The 21,024-nt window shown below is 45.8% G+C and carries 16 protein-coding genes; all 16 read right to left on the bottom strand.

The features are described 5' to 3' along the window. Positions 1-345: 345 nt before the first annotated feature. The 16 genes from AB5542_RS15035 to AB5542_RS14960 all read right to left on the bottom strand — a co-directional run bounded on the left by AB5542_RS15035 (position 346) and on the right by AB5542_RS14960 (position 21,017). Positions 346-579 carry a DUF2283 domain-containing protein gene (locus tag AB5542_RS15035; RefSeq protein ID WP_288215301.1) on the bottom strand — a complete coding sequence of 78 codons (234 nt, stop codon included), beginning with the start codon at positions 577-579 and terminating at the stop codon, positions 346-348. 12 nt (positions 580-591) lie between these two features. Continuing rightward, positions 592-2,001, bottom strand: coding sequence for an RHS repeat domain-containing protein (locus AB5542_RS15030; protein ID WP_340279886.1), 1,410 nt, complete (start codon positions 1,999-2,001; stop codon positions 592-594). 174 nt (positions 2,002-2,175) lie between these two features. Next, the gene (locus AB5542_RS15025) at positions 2,176-2,628 is read right to left on the bottom strand and encodes a DUF4279 domain-containing protein (protein WP_279039610.1); all 453 of its coding nucleotides are present in this window, start codon (positions 2,626-2,628) and stop codon (positions 2,176-2,178) included. A gap of 15 nt (positions 2,629-2,643) precedes the next feature. Continuing rightward, positions 2,644-4,095 carry an RHS repeat domain-containing protein gene (locus AB5542_RS15020; protein ID WP_279039611.1) on the bottom strand — a complete coding sequence of 484 codons (1,452 nt, stop codon included), beginning with the start codon at positions 4,093-4,095 and terminating at the stop codon, positions 2,644-2,646. 86 nt (positions 4,096-4,181) lie between these two features. Further along, on the bottom strand, positions 4,182-4,856 hold the full coding sequence (locus tag AB5542_RS15015) for a hypothetical protein (RefSeq protein ID WP_279039613.1): 675 nt from the start codon (positions 4,854-4,856) through the stop codon (positions 4,182-4,184). Continuing rightward, a complete protein-coding gene (locus tag AB5542_RS15010; RefSeq protein WP_279039614.1) occupies positions 4,853-9,526 on the bottom strand; it encodes an RHS repeat domain-containing protein in 4,674 nt (1,557 codons plus the stop codon). The genes AB5542_RS15015 and AB5542_RS15010 overlap by 4 nt, the downstream gene beginning before the upstream one ends. 19 nt (positions 9,527-9,545) lie before the next feature. After that, a complete protein-coding gene (locus tag AB5542_RS15005) occupies positions 9,546-13,403 on the bottom strand; it encodes a hypothetical protein (RefSeq protein ID WP_279039617.1) in 3,858 nt (1,285 codons plus the stop codon). 115 nt (positions 13,404-13,518) lie between these two features. Next, positions 13,519-14,580 carry a type II secretion system F family protein gene (locus AB5542_RS15000; protein ID WP_279039619.1) on the bottom strand — a complete coding sequence of 354 codons (1,062 nt, stop codon included), beginning with the start codon at positions 14,578-14,580 and terminating at the stop codon, positions 13,519-13,521. Further along, complete coding sequence (locus tag AB5542_RS14995) at positions 14,564-15,094, bottom strand: type II secretion system protein J (protein WP_288215297.1); 531 nt, start codon at positions 15,092-15,094, stop codon at positions 14,564-14,566. The genes AB5542_RS15000 and AB5542_RS14995 overlap by 17 nt, the downstream gene beginning before the upstream one ends. Beyond that, a complete protein-coding gene (locus AB5542_RS14990) occupies positions 15,091-15,444 on the bottom strand; it encodes a hypothetical protein (protein WP_279039621.1) in 354 nt (117 codons plus the stop codon). Before AB5542_RS14990 ends, AB5542_RS14995 begins: the two co-directional genes overlap by 4 nt. Continuing rightward, the gene (locus tag AB5542_RS14985; RefSeq protein WP_279039623.1) at positions 15,432-16,667 is read right to left on the bottom strand and encodes a hypothetical protein; all 1,236 of its coding nucleotides are present in this window, start codon (positions 16,665-16,667) and stop codon (positions 15,432-15,434) included. The genes AB5542_RS14990 and AB5542_RS14985 overlap by 13 nt, the downstream gene beginning before the upstream one ends. A gap of 2 nt (positions 16,668-16,669) precedes the next feature. After that, positions 16,670-17,131, bottom strand: coding sequence for a hypothetical protein (locus tag AB5542_RS14980; RefSeq protein ID WP_279039624.1), 462 nt, complete (start codon positions 17,129-17,131; stop codon positions 16,670-16,672). Next, positions 17,128-17,529: a hypothetical protein gene (locus AB5542_RS14975; protein ID WP_279039626.1), complete on the bottom strand. Its 402-nt coding sequence runs from the start codon at positions 17,527-17,529 to the stop codon at positions 17,128-17,130. The genes AB5542_RS14980 and AB5542_RS14975 overlap by 4 nt, the downstream gene beginning before the upstream one ends. 12 nt (positions 17,530-17,541) lie before the next feature. After that, a complete protein-coding gene (locus AB5542_RS14970) occupies positions 17,542-18,045 on the bottom strand; it encodes a hypothetical protein (protein WP_279039627.1) in 504 nt (167 codons plus the stop codon). After that, complete coding sequence (locus AB5542_RS14965) at positions 18,042-19,091, bottom strand: hypothetical protein (RefSeq protein ID WP_279039628.1); 1,050 nt, start codon at positions 19,089-19,091, stop codon at positions 18,042-18,044. The genes AB5542_RS14970 and AB5542_RS14965 overlap by 4 nt, the downstream gene beginning before the upstream one ends. A gap of 12 nt (positions 19,092-19,103) precedes the next feature. Continuing rightward, a complete protein-coding gene (locus AB5542_RS14960; protein WP_368243154.1) occupies positions 19,104-21,017 on the bottom strand; it encodes a type II secretion system protein GspD in 1,914 nt (637 codons plus the stop codon). Positions 21,018-21,024 lie beyond the last annotated feature (7 nt).

Below are 21,024 nucleotides of genomic sequence, written 5' to 3'. Positions count from 1 at the left end.
AACCTCCACGGGAATAAACATCACCCGCCAGCGTGGAGGCTACGTTCTCCGTCAAGCCCGTCAACTGGTTACCAGTGCACAGTCGTTCGTCTTTAGGCTCGTCACCAGACCCGTCACAAAATAAAAATCGAGGAGGTTCTTCATTTTTCCTCCTCGATGATTTTTACATTTCAGGTTAATATTTAGAGTAAACTTTTTCAGGATAACACACTCAAATATATTAAAAATTAATCCTCGTGCATATTTTCTATAACAAATTTTGGTTGGTACAAACAATATGCATTTGCACCAACCAAATTAATTATAAAGTTTTGTCAACTTTTTTTCAGTATTATACAGAAACTCTCAATCCTTATAACTTTCTTTTCCTATTTCATCAAGTTTTTCTTGAGGAAAATATTTCGAGGCAAACAAAACTTCTAAACCTAATAATTTACCATCTTTCTGAAAAAGTAAACCTATTTCATCTTTTAACTCTTTTGGCCAAATTTCTCCTCCATAACACTCGCCCTCTTTTTCGATATCATCTACAAACCATATATATAATCCATCGACTTCTTTATCATACTCGTACTGCATATCTCTCTTTATTTAAAATTTAAAACCTTTTTCTGGGCTTGCACTCACTATTACTCGCCTAGTTTCATCTACTACGACTTTAATTGCATTATGTTTGTAAACTTTTATCACATTTCCTGAAAATTGACCTGTACCAGCTTCTGTTATTACCGTTCCTGCTTTTTTCGCACCTAAAATCACATCCGCTATTAATTCCTCGGTCGCTCCTCTTCCCAAACCGCTTTTCCTCCAAACATGATTAGTTACCTTTAAACCTTCTATTACAGAATTCTTTGTAAGAGGAGTTGTCGTTTTCACTATCGTATTCACACTCTTTCCTAACACTTTCCCCACCCACGGAGACAACACCCCCAGTCCTTTCCCAACAGGAATAAACAAGGCATCTATCGTGTAATCTTGCTCTATTGCCCCCGAGGCGCGTTCCCACCAATGATAATAATCCTTACCGTGACGAGTGCGAATATCAACAAAAGACTTTTCCGATAATGTCATGTTATAACCCGGCAAACGGCGAACTACTCGCGTTGCCTCGTCGTTGATAACATCCCCGTATTCATAAGAAAATATTTTACGTTCATCGTCGTAAGTCAAACCCGATAAAAATTCCAGGTCGGTAAAATGAGTCCAGGTCGTGGGTTCAAAAGAATGAAAGTAATCCCCTCCACTAGAAGAAAAAGCTTTCAAGAACGCCGCTATTTGTCCCGGGTCGCTCGTGCTCCAGTAATCCATTCCGTTCGCATCCACGTTTATCACCGCGTTATTACCGCTAAAATGATAAGGACTTTGAGACAAGTAATTTTCTGATAAAGGATCAACACCAAACCATCTCCCCAACCCGCTATCGTACATCCTCGCCCCGTAATCAAGATACCCCAGATCCCCCGTCACCTGCTCCTCCTTGCCGTTGTACTTGTAACGATTAACCGCCAGTTGCGGGTAATCACTCCTCAAGTGTCTCGCACCGAAAGGATAGTAATCGTTCCGCTCCAGAACTTTCCCCGTGCCGTCAACGATCACCCGAACGCTACCCAGGTGATCCGTCAAGAAATAATTCACTTCATGTTGACCACTATTTGAATCTCCCGGACGAATAACACCGTCACCGAAGTTTGCCGATTCAAGTTGCAACCCCGCACCACTCTTCCTGTATGTCAAAGAACCCAAGTAGTCAAAACCGTTCACGTCACCGTTATCCCTCACCCGTAACCTCGTGCCATCGGCAAGGTAATCGTACTTTGCCTTCAACTCCCCGCCGGTCGTCTTGACTTCACTCAACAAATTTAAGACATTATAACCGAAATCCAATGCGCGACGGCTATCATTTATCATGTTCCCGTTCTTATCATAGGCATAACTACCGCTTGCCACGGTACCACGGGAATAAACATCCCCCACCAGCGTGGAGGAAACGTTCTCCGTCAAGCCCGTCAACTGGTTACCAGTGCACAGGCGTTCGTCTTCAGGATCGTCACCAGACCCGTAACAAAATAAAAATCGAGGAGGTTCTTCATTTTTCCTCCTCGATGATTTTTACATTTCAAGTTAATATCTAAAGTAACTTTAGTGTAAACTTTTTTCAGCATAATACAATAGCACTTATCCTAAAATATCACGATCTATTATTTTATTAGGTAAAAATGTAAAATGTACATAATTCACTAAGTTAAAAAATGTGATATCATGCTCTTGGATTTCCAAACCAATACCTGCATCATCCGTTTCTATCCAAATTGTAAGAGTTGTATCATAACGAACATCTAGTTTCATCGCCCTAAGTATATCCTCCCTACCAGTTAATACGCTTCTGAGTTCATTTAGTGATGAGGTTATGTTTTCGTATTCGAATATACTCTCTGATGATGATATTGCCCATAAATTATATGTTTTCTCCCCTTGAGTTCCACTATGTTTTGATTGAAAGATTTGTCCTTTAGTAAAAAAACGATCAGGAGCAACACCCAATTGTTTCGTTATATCCGTTACAGATACCTCTTCTGAAGTGATTGCCAATTCACAACTAATTTTGAAATAATAACTATCTATCTCCATAATCATCTATTTTATTCAATCCACGTAATCATATAAATTATCTATGTATTTACCTGTATGAGAATCTATCACATCTCCATTACCCATAATTTTTTGATGAGAATCATGACGCATTCTATTATACTTTTTCAATTTTTCTATCGCATTTTTTACTTGCCCCTTGCTTAATCCCAAAGCTTTAGCCGTTGAATTCTTAATTGTATGACCTCCCGTTTGGAGTACTTTATCTAAATTTCGAGCCGCTGCGGCTCCCACAGATTTATACACATTACTTCCCACGCAACCGAACAATGAGGTTATCGTACCTATCCCTTTCCCAACAGGAATAAACAAGGCATCTATCGTGTAATCTTGCTCTATTGCACCCGAAGCTCGTCCCCACCAATAATAATAATCCTTACCGTGACGAGTGCGAATATCAACAAAAGTATTGTCCAATAATAGCATATCATAACCCGGCAAACGGCGAACTACTCGTGTTGCCTCGCCGTTGATAACATCCCCGTATTCATAAGAAAATATTTTACGTTCATCGTCGTAAGTCAAACCCGATAAAAATTCCAGGTCGGTAAAATGAGTCCAAGTCGTGGGTTCAAAAGAATGAAAGTAATCCCCTCCACTAGAAGAAAAAGCTTTCAAGAACGCCGCTATTTGTCCCGGGTCGCTCGTGCTCCAGTAATCCATTCCGTTCACATCCACGTTTATCACCGCGTTATTACCGCTAAAATGATAAGGACTTTGGGACAAGTAATTTTCTGATAAAGGATCAACACCAAACCACCGTCCTAAACCACTGTCATACATCCTAGCCCCGTAATCAAGGTACCCCAGATTCCCCGTCACCTGTTCCTCCTTACCGTTGTACTTGTAACGATTAACCGCCAGTTGCGGGTAATCACTCCTCGCATATCTCGCACCGAAGGGATAGTAATCGTTCCGCTCCAGAGCTTTCCCCGTGCCGTCAACGATCACCCGAACACTTCCCAGGTGATCCGTCAAGAAGTAATCAACCTCCATTTGGCCACCGTTGGAATCTCCCGGGCGAATAACACCATCCCCGAAGTTTGCCGATTCAAGTTGCAACCCGGCACCACTCTTCCTGTATGTCAAAGAACCCACGTAGTCAAAACCGTTCACGTCACCGTTATCCCTCACCCGTGACCTCGTCCCGTCGGCAAGGTAAACATACTTTGCCTTCAACTCCCCGCCAGTCGTCTTGACTTCACTCAACAAATTTAAGACATTATAACCGAAATCCAATGCTCGACGGCTATCATTTATCATGTTCCCGTTCTTGTCATAAGCGTAAGTTCCCGACACGGAACCTCCACGGGAATAAACATCACCCGCCAGCGTGGAGGCAACGTTCTCCGTCAAACCCGTCAACTGGTTACCAGTGGCCCAGCCCCTCGTCTTCAGGCTCGTCACCAGACCCGTCACAAAATAAAAATCGAGGAGGTTCTTCATTTTTCCTCCTCGATGATTTTTACATTGCAGGTTAATATTTAAAGTAACTTTAGAGTAAACTTTTTCAGGATAATACAAGACCGATATCACCAAACAACAATCCAAAAAATAACCTCTTTCTCTTTTTCATTCAAAGCCACACCTCGAGAAAAACCATGTCTCCATTTTTCCGGTAAACATTCAGAACTATCATATAACAATTCTTTAGGCAAAAAGATTCCCGGTTGAGCATCAAATACATGAAGTATAAATCCTTCCTTTAATCCGCTGTAAGTTGATCCTGTATACATTGTATCACTAGATTTATCCCGGAAAAAGGGTATTGGCAAACAAGAATCTTGTTCAAAATTAGTCATAACCATTCTTTTTTTCTCGGGTGAAGCTTGGTCTGTAAACAAATAATCATCTACTTCTAATTTATCTTGATAAGTAAACAACAACAATAACATCGAATCATTTGCAACATATGTCTTTTTAGACAAGGAATCTACCAATATTTGTATCCTATCGTATTCTTGATCCGAATATTTTTGATAACATTCAATTGTAAAGGTCCTAAAATAATATTTTATCTTATCTGCTTTTCCCAACACATCTGTAGAAAACGTTGCACATTCTAACGATTTAGGAAAATGACTGACCAAAGTATCCGCAAAAAATGATAAACTTTGAGAATACTTGTTTTCCAAATTACGTTGTCCAGTAATACTTTTACACGAGTATAAACTGATCACTAAGATTATGACAATACAATATCTCATTTTTTCTTTTTATTTATTAATTTTTCAAGAACTTGTTCATATAAAAATTGCCAAGGAATTACTTTCTGAATGAAATTTACTGCTTTTGAATTTCCTCCTTTAAAATAAAAATCCTGCCGAAGAGTTAAAGACCTTTCTCGCATCGTGTAAACTGGAGAAAAACCAATATAATTAGGCCCATCTAAACTCGTCCAATATGTTTTCATTATTCTTGATTTTAATAATCCCCTTGATTCATGCACATATTGATACGTGAATATTTTCTCAATATAACTATTATCACGAGGAATCTGTACTTGCCCTTCCGCTTCAGGATGAAAATCTATTGATATATCATCATAATAATTATAAATTTTAGGTCGCAATTTATACCCATAGGAACTCATAAACTTTATAGCATTTTCACCTTTAAACAGAGCCTCACCAGACTCGACACCATAAAACCCAAACTTGTCACTTTTAAAAAAATTCATCTCCATTTTGAACGCTAAACCTGAATTCCAAATCTCAAACACATCACTTACAATTCCAGTATATTTTTTATTTGAAAACATTCCATTCGGTCCTAACCACGTCCAACCAACTCCATCAATTTTTGTCTCATCGCCTTTTTTATAAGTACTATTATAATAGATATCACCCGTCAACTCGTTCATGAACCAATCCATGTAGTTCCCGTCAGGATCTACTATATTCACGGGATTATTAGAGGTGTAATTGTAAGGAGACAACAACTTGTATTCTTCTGACAGTTTATCCATCCCAAACCATCTCCCCAACCCGCTATCGTACATCCTAGCCCCGTAATCAAGGAACCCCAGATCCCCCGTCACCTGCTCCTCCTTGCCGTTGTACTTGTAACGATTAACCGCCAGTTGCGGGTAATCACTCCTCGCCTGTCTCGCACCGAAAGGATAGTAATCGTTCCGCTCCAGAACTTTCCCCGTGTCATCCACGATCACCCGAACACTTCCCAGGTGATCCGTCAAGAAGTAATCAACCTCCATTTGACCTCCATCGGTATCTCCCGGCCGAATAACACCATCCCCGAAGTTTGCCGATTCAAGTTGCAACCCGGTACCGCTCTTCCTGTATGTCAAAGAACCCAGGTAGTCAAAACCGTTCACGCCCCCGTTATCCCTCACCCGTGACCTCGTCCCGTCGGCAAGGTAAACATACTTTGCCTTCAACACCCCGCCAGTCGTCTTGACTTCACTCAACAAATTTAAAACATTATAACCGAAATCCAATGCTCGACGGCTATCATTTATCATGTTCCCGTTCTTGTCATAAGCGTAAGTTCCCGACGCGGAACCTCCACGGGAATAAACATCACCCGCCAGCGTGGAGGCAACGTTCTCCGTCAAACCCGTCAACTGGTTACCCGTGCACGTGTAAACCAGGTTATCAACCAACGAGCCTCCCGCCGTCCGCTGTAACGTCTTGAGGTTTCCGTTACGGTCGTAACTCAACCCCCTCTCCAGGTAACTCCCCGACAACGTCGACCACGCCGTCCCGCTCTTCTGTTTCTGTGTCGTTTCCAGCAAGCGATTTACACCATCATAAGCGAAACCGTACATCAAGGCCACGTTACTGCCCTGTTGCCACTCCCACTCGCTGATGTTACCGTTCCAGCAGGCAACGCCTCCACCCTCCGGGATCTCGTAGCGTAACTTCATCTTGAAGGGAACGCTCTCTTTACTCGTCAACCACCCCCTCGCGTTGTAAGCCAGCGTTTCCGTCACCGTTCCCCGGGTTTTACCAACTAGCCGTCCTACCGCGTCATAAGTATATTCGACCGTGGCCGGGTTACCCCCGTTCAACCTCGTGGTCGATGATAACAAGCGGCCACGATCATCGTACGAGTTCTCCACCTCCAGCACGTCCGTCCGGCTGGCGCTCACCCGGTGACTCTCCCGCTGCCCGACAACGTTCCCCACGAAATCGTACCTCGCGTCAACACGACTCGTGAAACCCTCCACGTTATCGCTCACCGTCTGGATCACCCGGCAACGATCGTCGTAATACGTCGTCGTCGTTAACCACTGTTCCGGGCTAGACCCCAGCACTCTCGTCCTCACGCTCGTTACCAGACCCGTCACCAGCTCGTGGTAACCCGCCGCGTAACCCGTCGTCGGTTGAAAGGCAAGCACCGGAACGCGAGTCGTGGCGATGTAATTATCATACAAGGTGTATTGCAAGGGAGAGCGATTACCCGCCGGGACATAATTATCACTACCCGAGGCGGAATCTTGCAAATCCCGGTGAGACCGCCCCGTTCCCGTTAACACCACCTCTCCCGTCTCGATCACCCGGTTCTGGCCGTCGTACAGCGAGTAACTCCACTTGTCAGCGTTTTCGGCACGCTGTTTACCGTCCTGGCTCATCACCAGCCGGTCCCGGTTGTCGTAAACAAGGTAAACCGGGTCACAACCCGGCAATTGTTTCAAGATTAACCGCCCGAAACGATCGTACTCGTGATAGTAACCGAACAACCGGATCACCTCCGAAAACCGGGTCGATGTCGTCCCCACCCGGGCGCTCGCCTCCGGCGAGAGCACGTAACGTAACAAACCCCGGTCATCGTGCACGCTGTAAGTCTCCAGCCGGTTGTCATCGCTCTCCACGTTCACAACCAGCACAGCGCGATCCTGGTTGTCCGTGTAAGTTTCAACCCGTTTACCGTCCTCGTCTGTCACCGTCACCTTTTGCAAGCTACCGCTAGCGTAATACCCGGACAAGACCAGCGACCCGTCACCCGACACCCGGTAGAGACGAACCTCGTTGGACCCGTTGAAACCGTACGTCGTTGTCACCCCCTTCCCGTTAACGTGCCAGTTCTTGCCCGGCCCCGTGCGTTTCACCACCCGGTCCAGCGGGCTGTTATCGTAACCCGTCAACGTGTACATGTAACCCGCTTCCGACTCCCCGAACATGTTCCATCTAGAGGACGATAGAGCGTCACGAACAAAACCCCCGTGATTACCTGCAAGAGCGTAGGGAACGTGGTCCATTTCCACGCGTCCTTGTACACCGTAACGATAAACTTGAACGATGTCACTCGTGTTCCCGGGGGAGGCATTTACTTGAATCTCCTGCAATTTCCGGCCGAAACCGTCAAGGTAGGTCACGTTGTTGATCGTGCGGGCACCCTCGCCGGAAGTCGTGGGATCGAGATAGATCGTTTCCACCACGTGATGTTCCGTGGAGGTGTAATGAATTCCGTTATCACGGTCCACGGTCACGCTACCCGTCATCGGGACGAAATAATCCTGCAACCCCGCCTCCATCGTGTACGTCCCCGTCTCCGAAACGCTAAAAGAGAGAACCCCGCCCGTGCCCGCGCGGGAAGCCACCACCGTGCCACCTTTTAACAAGCGATAAGTGAGCGTGGACTGGGATTCCGGTAACGTTATCGAGACAGGCTGGCTGTTCACTATCGTTCCACCTCCCCCGACAACGCTCCTCGTGATCTTCGGCCAGATTCCCACCACACCGTTCATCCAGGCTTCCCGCCCGTCTTTCAGCGCCTTGACACGGTAACGGCCGTACGTTCGTAAACCGGAAAATCGTTGATTCGAAATACTAGATCGCTCCACCAATACATCATTGCAATACAACTTGTAATCCACGAAAGGCTGCTGCCCGCTCAAGGCCACCGTCCCGGTAGTCCCCTCGGCGATTTCTCCACCCCCGCTTAAATTGTATACCTCCAAAATCCCCCCGGGGGCTTGCGAGGCCTGTATTAATATTCTATCTACCACGTTCACCACGAAAAAAGACTGTTTCGTGGTGTCGCTACAATTGGGGCCACATCCAATCACAACCTGTCCCTCGATAGGAGACGCGGGAATAACAAATCCCAAGACAAATGTAGAATCCCACGTTACACATTCCCCCGCCAGAACCGAACGCGTGATCTCTTCTAGTTCCGCTCTCCCTTGAGGATAATCCGAAACAAGCGAAAAAGGAATCATCTTGGTTTCCCCATCCTTGGATAACATCACCCTAGGCGAAGCCGAAACAACTATCTTCCCTTCTAACACCCCGTAATAAGAAACCCGTGCGCTACCGTTCATGTTGCGAGAGACATCTCCACGGGTGGCTTTTATCGTGTAATTACCATCTGTTGTCACCAAGAACTTTAAAGGAGACCCCGTCCCGGGCAAGGAAACTTGCAAGACTGTCCCTCGATACAAGTCATAAGTCACGCCCTGCTCCAAACCCGATAAAGTCACGAAAGTTCTTTTCCCGGGATATATCGTGGCATTACCACTAACCGAATAAATTCTAGGGATAGCTCCCGGACCATATTGATAGACAAAATGAGGTTTACCCGTTAACAACGAGAGAAACACGCACCACCTGGGTTCTCCCGTGGTATTTTCCTCTACCCGAACCACGAGAATCCCGGTAAAAGAAGAGGTCGGCACCATCTCGATCACCCTAACCCATGTCCAAGATTGCTGTTCCAAAAAACTATTTAGTTGTGTAATCACTAACTGTTTATCCAACTCGGTTTGAGTACGATAACGCAACTCGAAATAACCACTGGCACCATCCACCTTGATCGTGTCCGGATTCTCCGATAAATCCAGGCTAGGATAAGCTTGTCCCATCGATAGCAAGGACAGGAACAGCATGCATATGAATAATTCTATTCGTTTCATCTTTTCAGATTTTAGATTATCAATTCAATTTCACCACGTTATATTGGTAATCCCTCACCACGTATCCACGCTCGTCCACTACCCGGATTAATCTTCCCGCCGTATCGTACTCGTTCAACTCCACGTGTCCGTTCTGGTCGAATTTACAGAAAACAGTACCGTCTAAATTATAGGATATAGCCTCAAAAGAAACATCCGCGGGTAGTAACGCAACGTACAGCACGTTCTGATACGGCTTACTAACCGTCACGGATGTCACGTTCTCGTACGGACTCAAGTCGATTTCGAAACTCTGGACAGAATACTCGGCAGTATTGGTCAAACGAACGCTACCCGGCGAACTCCCTCCCACATGAACAACACTATAATACACGGAACCAACGGCTCCGTTATTCAACACGAATAATCTCAAACGCTTTGACTCGGGAATTACCGTTATCTTTATAGTTCCCGTGTAATTCAAATATTCTTCCTGCCCCACCAAATCCCGGTATTTGAAAAAGTCCGGATCACGTATTATACCTCGCCCCACCAGGTAATTCATGTTATAAAGTAATTCGGGTAAATTCATTAACTCCGGATGCTCTCGAGTTAGTTGCATATATTCATTGCAGAAATCGTTCAGATGTCTTCCTCCATTTGCTTGAATACTATCAATCAAAACATTATATTCTTCGGCCGTCATTGACTTCTTGGAGGCAAGTCCTCCGATCAAATCCAGCATCATCCGGTGACCCGGGCTCCAGTAATACTGCCTGAATTCACTCGTTTGTTGCGAGAGGTCAATCCCTTGACAAACATCGTAAAGTTCCGAGGAAAGACCGTAAACACCCAGCATACTACTCACTTTATTGCGAAGTGAATACTCCTCCCCGTATTTTTTCAAATCCGCTGCTGCCACCATCCGTGAAGTGGCGTGTTTCGCCTTAAGAATGACCTGTCCATAGTTTAAATCATAACAAAGAGCCTCATCCTCCGCGTTACTCTGCACCCCCACGGGTAAATACGACCGGTTACCCTGCACATAATCGATCGTCTGTTCCAGCAAGTAATTGGCTTGTCCTTGAGTGAACGAACTCGCATCAAGAGACGAAAGCGCAGACTGGGACAATGTTTTGGTCGATGTCGGGTAAAAAGCATACTTCCGAGATAATCCGCTATAAAATACATTTTCCACTTCCAAGGATTCATAAAGTGAAACCTTTTCAACCTGTATCGTGTCACCCTTCAAGTGGATTTCCTTCACCACCGGGGTTAATATATTCTTTCGCTTCATTTCCGCAAACACCGGACTGGCACCATCCTCCATCTCGGTTACCCGTTTCGTGACCATCGAGTACGCTTCACCCCTCGCATCAGTTTGAACCACCCGGGTCGGGTAACTGGACCCTTTCAAATTATCGTAGAAAAACTCCATTTTTTGATAGGGAGTTCCCGTAGCCCTGGAAAAATCCGATATCGTGGCACTATCCGTCACGTGTGTTTCAAACCGGTATACATTCCGCTCTTTCAACAACGTCTTTCCCCCATATTTTATATTATAGATCTGACGAGGTATCCTCACGCTCGTTCGAGGCTGTATATTCGGCAAGTAAGTTTCATTATAAGGAGAGAGAGAATAATAAGCGTTACCATCATTATACAAAAATATGCTTCCTTGATTACGATAATAACTCTCCAGAAATTCCTCGTCCATATAATACTCGTAGGCTTTCACTTGTGGCAACAACTTCTTGTAATTTAATGCCGTGTCCACCGATACGAAAAAAGGTCCCGCTCCCCCTGCGGACAAATCGCTCGAATATTTACAGGTCTCTATTTGTTTGAGATTCCCACTATTATCGTACGTGGCCACGGCCAAGGGTAAACCTGTCAACCAAAAAACGTGAGGGAAGTTGGGATTCATGGGAGGAACAACACTAAACAAGTAAGCTTTAGTTCCCTTTCCCCGGGTTATCTCTTGCACATACGGGTAAAAAAGACCGTTATTACCGGTATTCATAAAAGTCATATTCTGGTATTTCACCCTGGAAAGCTTGACTTGATCCGAAAAGCCGCTATACCAGATAATTTCCGTGTTTGAACAATCCGTGAAAACGGGAACACCACGCACAGGATAACGGTAATACACGGTATCACGAGTCTCGCTTTTGATATCTTCCACGAGTAAAGATTTCACCCGGATACCCCCGAAATCATGTTCATACCTGAAACTGTTGGGTTCGTAATCAACTGTCACTTTTCCCCCGTTGGGAACCGTTATCGTTTTTAGAGAACCCGTTTTAGAATATTCAACATCCGGAAAAGGGAAATAATACCCGTCGTCATCATCTCCGTGCCTCTCCCTTAAATACCCCCAGACATCAGGGATTATAGCAATTCCCGAAGGCCTCGCGTAATAATCAAATTTAATCCGGTTAATTTCTGTCTCTTCTTTATCCAAAAAGCTTAGGTAATTCAGATTATTCTCCACGTTCAAAAGCACTTGTGAAATCGTTCGTTTTAACACGTCCGTCAACTTGACTCGTTTTAAACGAGCTTCTCCCCACAAGGAATTATATTCAAACTCCACCAACGTCCCGTCACACATAATACTCTGCAAAACAGGAGACTTAACATTAAACGCAGTGCCCCCCGATGTTTCTTTTGTGGTCACGTTATTATTCACCTCGTTCAAACTTTGTATCACGTAACTTTTAGCCGTGCGGAACCATGAGGCAGCCATCCTAGCGTTATGCGAGGGCTGGTTCTCGTACATGTCTATTAATCGGTTTAACGTCTGTATTAATCCGTTAGAAGCATTGGTTATACTGGAAAAATTCGCCAATTGTCCCATGATTCTAAAATTGGCATTAATTGCCGCGGCCCCCGCCTCGAAATTCGGGTTACGTATCCATTGCCCGCTACCGATATAAGTATATAAATCATTATTCAATTGCATTTCCAGCGAAAAACCATTCAAACAATCTTTTGCTTCGCGAATAGCCACGTCAAAATTATTCTTGTACTTCGAAAAATCAAACACCCGCTCCCGCATGCTTCTCCCGTAAGTATATTTCGATTCATATCCGGAATAAAACCGGACTGTATTAATTCCTTTCTGGTCTTTCTCGTTCTCTCGAACTTCCGCAATATAAGTGAAAACAATCGGTTTCCTATTGCGGGGTTCGATCCGGTTCAAATACCAAGAAGAAATATATGATTTATCACGGATACCGTTAAAACTGATCGCATCCTCCTTGATAATATTAACGGACCACTCTTTTTGCCTATAGATAAATCGATTCCCGCTTTCGTCCGTGATGATCCAACCGTTAATCTCACGACCATAAGAAGACTCGCATTCGATTCTAACATTGGTTTGCTCAAGAGGTTCCGCGTATATCCGGGCACTATCGTCCATTTTAATAATGAAATTCACGGACTGCCCGTTAAAAACCGCGGTAAAAATATCACACTCGCCATCACGCTCGCGCTTGTTCACCCGCTTGGTATCATCTACCAACGGGATTGTATTAAGACCCCGTTCCGCCCACAAGAACCCGTAAAATGAAGTTTCATCGGCAATTCCTCCGCGTATCGTTCGAGTAACCACACCTCCCGTATTTAGTAACCAGTTATAACCGACTAATCCACGTACATCCTCTTGCCTCACCCCCTTGGCCGAATAATTCAAGCTAATAGGTAAGTGGAAATCTCCTGATCCGAGAGTAAATAACGGGATTTTGTAGTGAAATATGCCGGTAACATAATCCACCATCATATTTTTGGAATCCAAGTATCCCCGAGCCTGCTGCCCCGGCTCTAAATCCTGAGCTTTTAACATTCCCTGTAAGAAAAAGATACAGGATAACAACAACAATATTCTATGTTTCATAATTATTTGTCATTAGTAATTAGACTTCATGGTTATAAACAATCATTTTCCCCTTATTAAATACCTTCTACCTTCCCCATAGGCATTTCATTTTAAAGTTTAACACTAATTACCGTCAGCCAATGACACCTCCAAGCCTGAACATCGGCAAGTACATCGATATTAAAACTATCGCGACAAGCCCGCCTACCCCCATGATAAGGACGGGTTCCAGCAGATTTCCCAGTTGTTTCAGTTTATGTTCCAGTTCCCGGGTGAGATCCTCCCCTTGTTTTTGCAGCATATCTTCTAGCCGGTTGGTCTCTTCCCCCACCCGGACCAGCGTGTAGAGTTTACGATCATAGATGCGCGGAAATTCGCCCAATTTATCCGCAAAGAATTCGCCTCTTTTCAATCCCTCGCAAATAACATCAAAAGAGCGTTGATACGGGTAAAAAGTAATAATATCCTTCAACATTCCGATTCCTTGCAATAGAGGAACTTCGGAACTACACAACAAGTAGAGTAACTTACAGAAACGTGCCTGATAATTTTTCCGTATCAACTCTCCCACGAAAGGCATCTTCAATACCAGACGAGACAAAAAAGAGCGGGTAGAATCCGATTTTCCATTCAACCCAAAGTATCCCACCAGAACGATAATCACGAATATCCCGATCAGCAAATAAGTCGGGAAATTCTTCGAGAAACCGATAATCCAACGGGTGATACCCGGAAGTTCCCCACCCATACGGGCATACACCTGTTCGAACATGGGCACGATTACCGTGATCATGAACACGAGTACCACGATTGCCGTTACCAGAATAATCAAGGGATAACTGATAGCTCCCGTCACCAGGCGACGCTGTTCCACCCGTTTGTGATAATAATCGGCCAGGAAACGCAACGATTCGTCAACACGTCCCGTCTCTTCTCCAATCCGCAAAACCCCGTAATCTAACGCCGTGAATCGTTTGCTGGCAGCAAAACTCTCCCACAAGGTTTGCCCCTTGACAACCGATGCGTAAAGACTTTCCAGCAAATGTTTCAATCGCTTGTCGTTTTCCCCCTCGATCAACAGACGAAACGAACGTCCGAAATCGAGTCCCGATGAAAGTAACGAGTGTAATTCGGAGAAAAGAGACTCTTTTTTCCCGTCTTTAATATCTCTCGTCTCATTATTCCATGTCATCATATTCTTCCTTTTTAAATTGATTCTCGATTTCCAACACCTCGTGCCTCCGCTCATCTTCGGGGCTCCGAGCCCTTCCGAACTCGAAATAGCAAGATTTTCCCCGAGTTCGAAAACGCACCCCAAGACTATCCACTAACGCATAAACATCCCACACGGGTACAACCCGGATTTCTTCCACTCCCCGGAACAACGTGTCCACGCCGATTGATCGGGTACAAACCAGCAAAGAATCCCGGTGCTCCACGAGAGCCAAACGCTCCCCACCCTTGTAAAAACAGAAAATCCCAGTACTCGCGGTCACGCTGTCACAAGACAGGAAAAGGTGATCCAGTTGCTGGTAACTATCCAATAATGAATTCCCGGCAGCAAGCGCCTTGTTCAAACGGTTCGTGTAACGCCTAACGAGATCCACCCCGTCAAACAAGGCGATAAACAAGATGCCCGACACGATGATCACGATCAACATCTCGACCAACGTGGAAGCGGCAAACGTGTATGAAAATCTCCTTTTCATGGTTCTACTTTTATCAGGTAATCATACTTCATCAACTTTCTCCCCCGTGCAGGTAAAGCCGTTACGGTTAACTGTCGGAGTCCGAACGAGTAATCTGCAATCACGATCTCTACTGTCCCCCAATCATATTCTTTCGTGTATTTTCCCGAAAGACAAAGCCTGTCCCCGTATTCCCGACGACATTGCCGAGCCGCCAATTCCATTGAAACATTTTCTGCGGGATCATCTCCCGTCAGGGTAACCCGGGTTAAGGTCTCCATCGTGATCATGAAACTCGCCAGCAAGATCACGGCCGCCACGATACATTCCAACAATGACGAAGCTTGCAACTCTCGGTTCAATCCAGCCATTTCACTTCCCTCCTTTCATAAGGTCCTCGCATCCACAAAGGATAAGCCATCCCCGGGTTACCCGGTAACACGGCGTTATACAATATCCCCGAGTAATATCCCTCCGGGGCAAAATAATAACACTCCCGGGCATACAAGCTACCCGTCACGAACCCGTGAACCTCCGCTATACCGTCCACGTACAGCAATCCCCGTATCCGGGAAGACTCCGGTTGATAGTACAAAAGCTGTTTCCGTTCCCCCTCGCTTACTTTGGCTCCCGCAATCACGTACCCGTTTACCTCGCAATCCTCCCCCAGCCGGATAAATCCCTTTTCTCCCTCTTGCCGGACATAAAGCCCCGACCCGGCTTTCAAACACACCCGATTTCCTAAAAGAATGGTATCTCTAGCAAACACTTGAACACATCCCGAGAAACCATCGGCAAACTCAACCTGATCCCCGACAATAATCACGTTTTCCAAACTATTATCCTCCTCCACGAATAACATCGACGAGGCATAAAGAATCACCGGGCCGCTCACCCGCACTCCGGAAAGATATTCCCCCACTTCCACGCAAACAACCGGTTCCCGGAATCCTCGTTGCAACACGGAGCCATTTGCCAACCATTCTCTCTCCCCGGCATAATCCAACAACCCGCTAACCACATCCAGCGACTCCTCATCCAATGGTGGAAACTGGTCCTCGCTCGTTTTTATTTGTTTTTTATCTAACGCCCTCCCTTTGAAGAATTCCGACCGTAATTGCGTGTAAGAAATCCCGTTCAGAGGAAGATAAACATCACCTTCCACGAAAGTCCTTCCCGTCACCGAAAACGCCCGGTTATTTTCCGGCACGTATAACGTTGCTCGCCAGAAACTCTCGGCCTTTTTACCCAAAAGACGGACAGAACGATGTCTCTCGTTTTCCACTTCCACGACTTCATACATTCCCCAACGTTGCCGTGAATAATACACCCTCGACTCTTCCCGTTGTCCGAACAACAACACGGAACTATCTCCTTCCCACCGGTAAGACAAGGTACTATCCAGCGAGTAAAGCAGGAACCCGGATTCCACGTTTGCCCGGGCTTGTTCTCCTTGATGATAAATATTATACCTCACGAGATCAAAATTCCACAGTTCAATCACCATCAACACCCCCACCAACAGGAGCGTGCTCACCACCAATACGGTAGCCAATACCGAGGCCGAAAGATCATGTTTGAAAAATTTGATCATGATCACTCTATTTTAAGCGTGTATACTCTCTTTCCTTTTCGCAAACAAACGGAATCCCGGTAGACACGTTCCACCCGGTACCCGTCAACGCTTTTTTCTTTCACGGGAACCAGCCGCGTGTCGCCTCCCGACTTCATCAACCAATAATCCTGTTTCCCCTTTCGTATTCTCCCGGCGAATTGAAATCCGGGAGGAGAATCCGGTTCTTCCAAGGTAACTTTTGCCCGCACCCGGGGAGGCGATTGTCTCACGATCCGGGGAACCGTTCCCAAAAACGGATCCCGGTAATTCAAAAACAACGTGTCGATTTCCTTGTTCTCGATCACATATCTTTCTCCCGCTATCTTAGGCATAACCTTTCCTCCACTACTATACACTACCACCCGGTAGATGATCAATCCCCACACAACAACAACCACGACAAGCAACAAGGGTATCGATTTTTTACTTTTCAACGTTTTCATGGCTGTTCCTCCGGCTGTAGTTCTTCCGCATTCTCAAGTACGGTTAACACCCTCCATCGATAAATTCCCTCGTATGCCGAGTTCTCCGGCCTCACACCCCACTCGTATCTCCCCGGTTCCAAAGTATACGTGTACTGATTCCCCTCTACTAACGTGTCAAGCACGTACAACTCAATTCTATCAAAAGAAGGCGACACAACCACCAAGCGATAGCCCGTTGCACCATCCCGTTCCTCCCACACGAAAGTCAACGTGGCATGAGTCGTTTCCACGCTATCCGCCGGGGCAATAAGCTCCACCTCTTTTTCCGATATATCTTTCTCGAACACATCCCTGCACCCCATGACCAAAAACAAAATCAATAAAGACATTCCCGTGATAATTTTTGCTACTTTCATATCATGATATATTTAATTTTCCATCGTTAATTGTTGAACAACCAGTGTCATTCTTAACTGTCGTTCCTTTTTGGCCCGATCATCAAACAAACGGAAACCGGCAGAAACGATTTTCCCCGGATGCCCTTCCTTTTCCATGTAATGCATCACCTTCAACAGGGAAATAAAACTCCCGGAAAGCACGAGTTCCCCCGTGTGTACCTGCAATTTCCCCTCTTCCCTTGTAAGATAAGGCGTGTATTTCACCATCTTCACCTCGTTATTCCGAATCGGTCGTTCCAGTTGCCCGAGCAACACCCCGTTATTCAGAATCTGTTTTCCGGACACGCTCCCCGGCAACTCGTTTCCCACCCCGGAACAACTTTCCGATAAACGACCGACCATTTCCTGACGGTCATTACTCTCTCTCCAAAGTTTCACGGTTTGCCGGAATCCGAACACCCAAGCCACTAACGGTACGATAACTATCAACCCGACCAGTTGTAAAAATCCCTTATGCTGTTTCCACTCTTTCATAACCTGATCCATATTTTAAAGTTAAACAACCCCGTCTCCCGGTTCCTGTCCAAAGAGACCAATTTCACTTGCCGAGCAAAAGCACTTGACGACAATCTACCCGTGAACGAAGTAACTTGCTCCGGATCAGCCGTCACCCCAGACAACTCGATACACCCATCCCTCGTCACGACAGACTTTCCCTCTTCCAATCCTTTCAACAACGGATTCACGACCAGCATATCCAGATTCACCTCCGGGGGAATAAGAGCAGCTACACGATCCAGCACGACACTCATACGCCCCGTCCCGCTTCCCTCAAATTCCCGAACCACTCGTTCCATTTCCCTCGATAATTCTTCCCGGTTCGAGACATCCCGTTCCAAAGAAACAATTTCCAACTGCAGGCTCGCACATTTCTCCCGGACAGAGGTATTCCACAAATAATTCACGACCAGCAATCCCAACAAACAAAGCAAAGCGATCAGTTTGATTTTTCCCGCAATCAACGCTGCTAACGAATCTCCCCGTTTCCCTCCTTTCAACAAATCATTCCACGTTATCCCCCGGTCATAAAACCTTTCAGCCAACCCGATTGCTGTTCCTCGAACCCACTCTTGATTCATGGGTAACCCCTCCTCCCCGGACCGGACTCCCTGTAAACAAGTCTCTATCACGGGAACTTGGTATCCATGCAGTTCTTCTTCCAAGGATTCAATTTTATCCCGTCGGGTAAAACAGAGCACACATTCCCCGTCGTCCCGGTCAAAACGTTCCCATATTATATTCTCATTTTCTGTCACTCTTCTTATCCCGTCCTCATCCCCTTCGTGAAAAACTTTACGAATAATTCCGTGCCCGGCCACCAATAACAACGTCGGTTCTTTCAACTTCATCTCCCCTATATCCCCCGCAATCACCTCTCGCACGTCCTCCTCTACCTGCACACCATGTTTCCCCCGAACAAGTCGGAGAACATCCAGCTTTATTACCCCGTCTTGTTGCAAAAAAGCAAAGATCACCGTAATCCGGTCTAACATTTTTTCCAATCTTCCTATCCTGTTCATTTGACTTCTAATTCAATAAATCACGCTTGGCTTTATAAACACGTTCAATTTCTGATCGATTTTGTTATTCTTTGTCTTCCCGAACAACCACTTTAACACCGGTATCCGAGCAATAAAAGGAATTCCGCTGGATGACTTCTCCCGTGTATTATTATCAATACCTCCCAACAAAACCATCTCCCCGTCACGCACCATCACCTGCGACTCAAAACTACGGGTAACCGCTCCCGGAGGAGCTTCTTCGTCTATTTTCCCTTCCCGTTCAGTGAATTGACTCTGCTCGATTTTCACTTGAAGCGTGATCTTCCCATCCCTACTCACAAAAGGAGTAATATCGAGTTTCAGATTAGCCTCTACCGGTTTCCATGTGTAGGATTCCGAGGGAACAGGTGTTTGCGACCCGTAATAATTAGTCTGTACCTCCTTGTAATATTTTGTTTCCCCACTTTTCAACGTGGCACTATGCCCGTTCAACGTTGATAACTTCGGGGTCGAACGTAATTCTATATTCCCAGTCGCTTCCAACGCTTGCAAACTCATGTAAAAATTAGGTGTTACCTTCCCCAGATTGATCGACCCGAAACCATTAAAACTATTAATCAACCTGTTGATTGAAGTCGCAGACAAAGACATTTCCACTCCCGGACTCAACGTCCCGGCCGTTGTAGCGGGTCCTTCTTTCCCGATACCGGCCTCGATACCTACCTCGTGAAGCACGCTTTTTTTGCTATCAACGATCAACACCTCGATCGTCACGAGCGGGACGCTTTGATCTATCGACTCCAGAAAACGCTCCACCAGCTCAACCTGCCGACTCGTACCGCTAACAATAATACTGTTCTGTTCAGCAAACATCTGAACTTGTGTCCCGGCAGATTTCAAGGCCGTGGGAATTAATTCAACCACCTTATCCACCGTCCGGTAACGCAAAGGAACAACCCGTGTGGTAACAAGAGTCTTATCTTTCGTCGTTGAGCCGAAAATATATATACCTCCTTCCACCTGATACGTGAAAGGCGTCCCCGCGAACAAAACATTCAACAATGTCGGCACGTCCACGTCCTTCACGAACACCGAGGTCTGTTGATCCAGAGAGGTAAGAAAGAGGCGGCTCATTCCCAGACGCTCGAATATTTCCAGCACCACGTCATGAATATTTCCCCGATTCAAAGATACGCTCACCCTTCCTGTGCTATCCACGTTCACTTGATCCGGCGTGAAATTTCTCCTTTTGACATAAGAAGATGACAATGCCGGATTTCCTCCCACCGGGGGAAGTGGAGCCTCAAACCTCCACACGCCATTTTTATCCCGCTCAATCTCCAACCCGTTCACCGAGGCCAGCGTTCGTATCGCCTCACGCACCGGCAATCCGGCAGAATAGCCGGAAACCCGGTTCCCGTACAACGATTTGGGTATCACCACATGCTCCCCGGTCAATGCGGTCACCCGTTTCATGACCGCCACCAACTCGTCATCCAGCAAATCGTAATACAACCTTTTTTTCGTACTATCCGTCTCGACCTTAGGCTCACGGGGAATCGCAACCAAAGGAATTGGCTCGCTTAAAGAAATTATATTCCCCACGACATCCAATTCCAAATTATACTCCCGGCACAGGAAATATAACAAATCAACTAATCTCGCCCGGTTAAAATTACAAGTCACCATACGCCCCTCATCTACCTTCACGCACAAATTAACCCCGTGTACCCGGGCAATATTTCGAAACAATTCCCCGATAGACAAATGTCCTACCGACAAATCTATTTCCGAGAAATACGTGCTATCCAAACGTGCCGCCCGCTCTAACCTCACACGAACAGAATCAAGACACACCTTGGGTTCTCCCGCCTGTCCCCTCACGACAAAACAACAAAACAAGAGTATACACGCCATCCCAAAGATCCTTATATTCATCATCATCTTTATC

The organism is Butyricimonas sp. RTP31003st1_G1_RTP31003_210430 (genome assembly GCF_040920905.1).
Classification (GTDB): Bacteria; Bacteroidota; Bacteroidia; order Bacteroidales; family Marinifilaceae; genus Butyricimonas; species Butyricimonas paravirosa.
The sequence above is the reverse complement of the archived record's forward strand: the minus strand, read 5'-3'. Positions and strand labels throughout refer to the sequence as shown.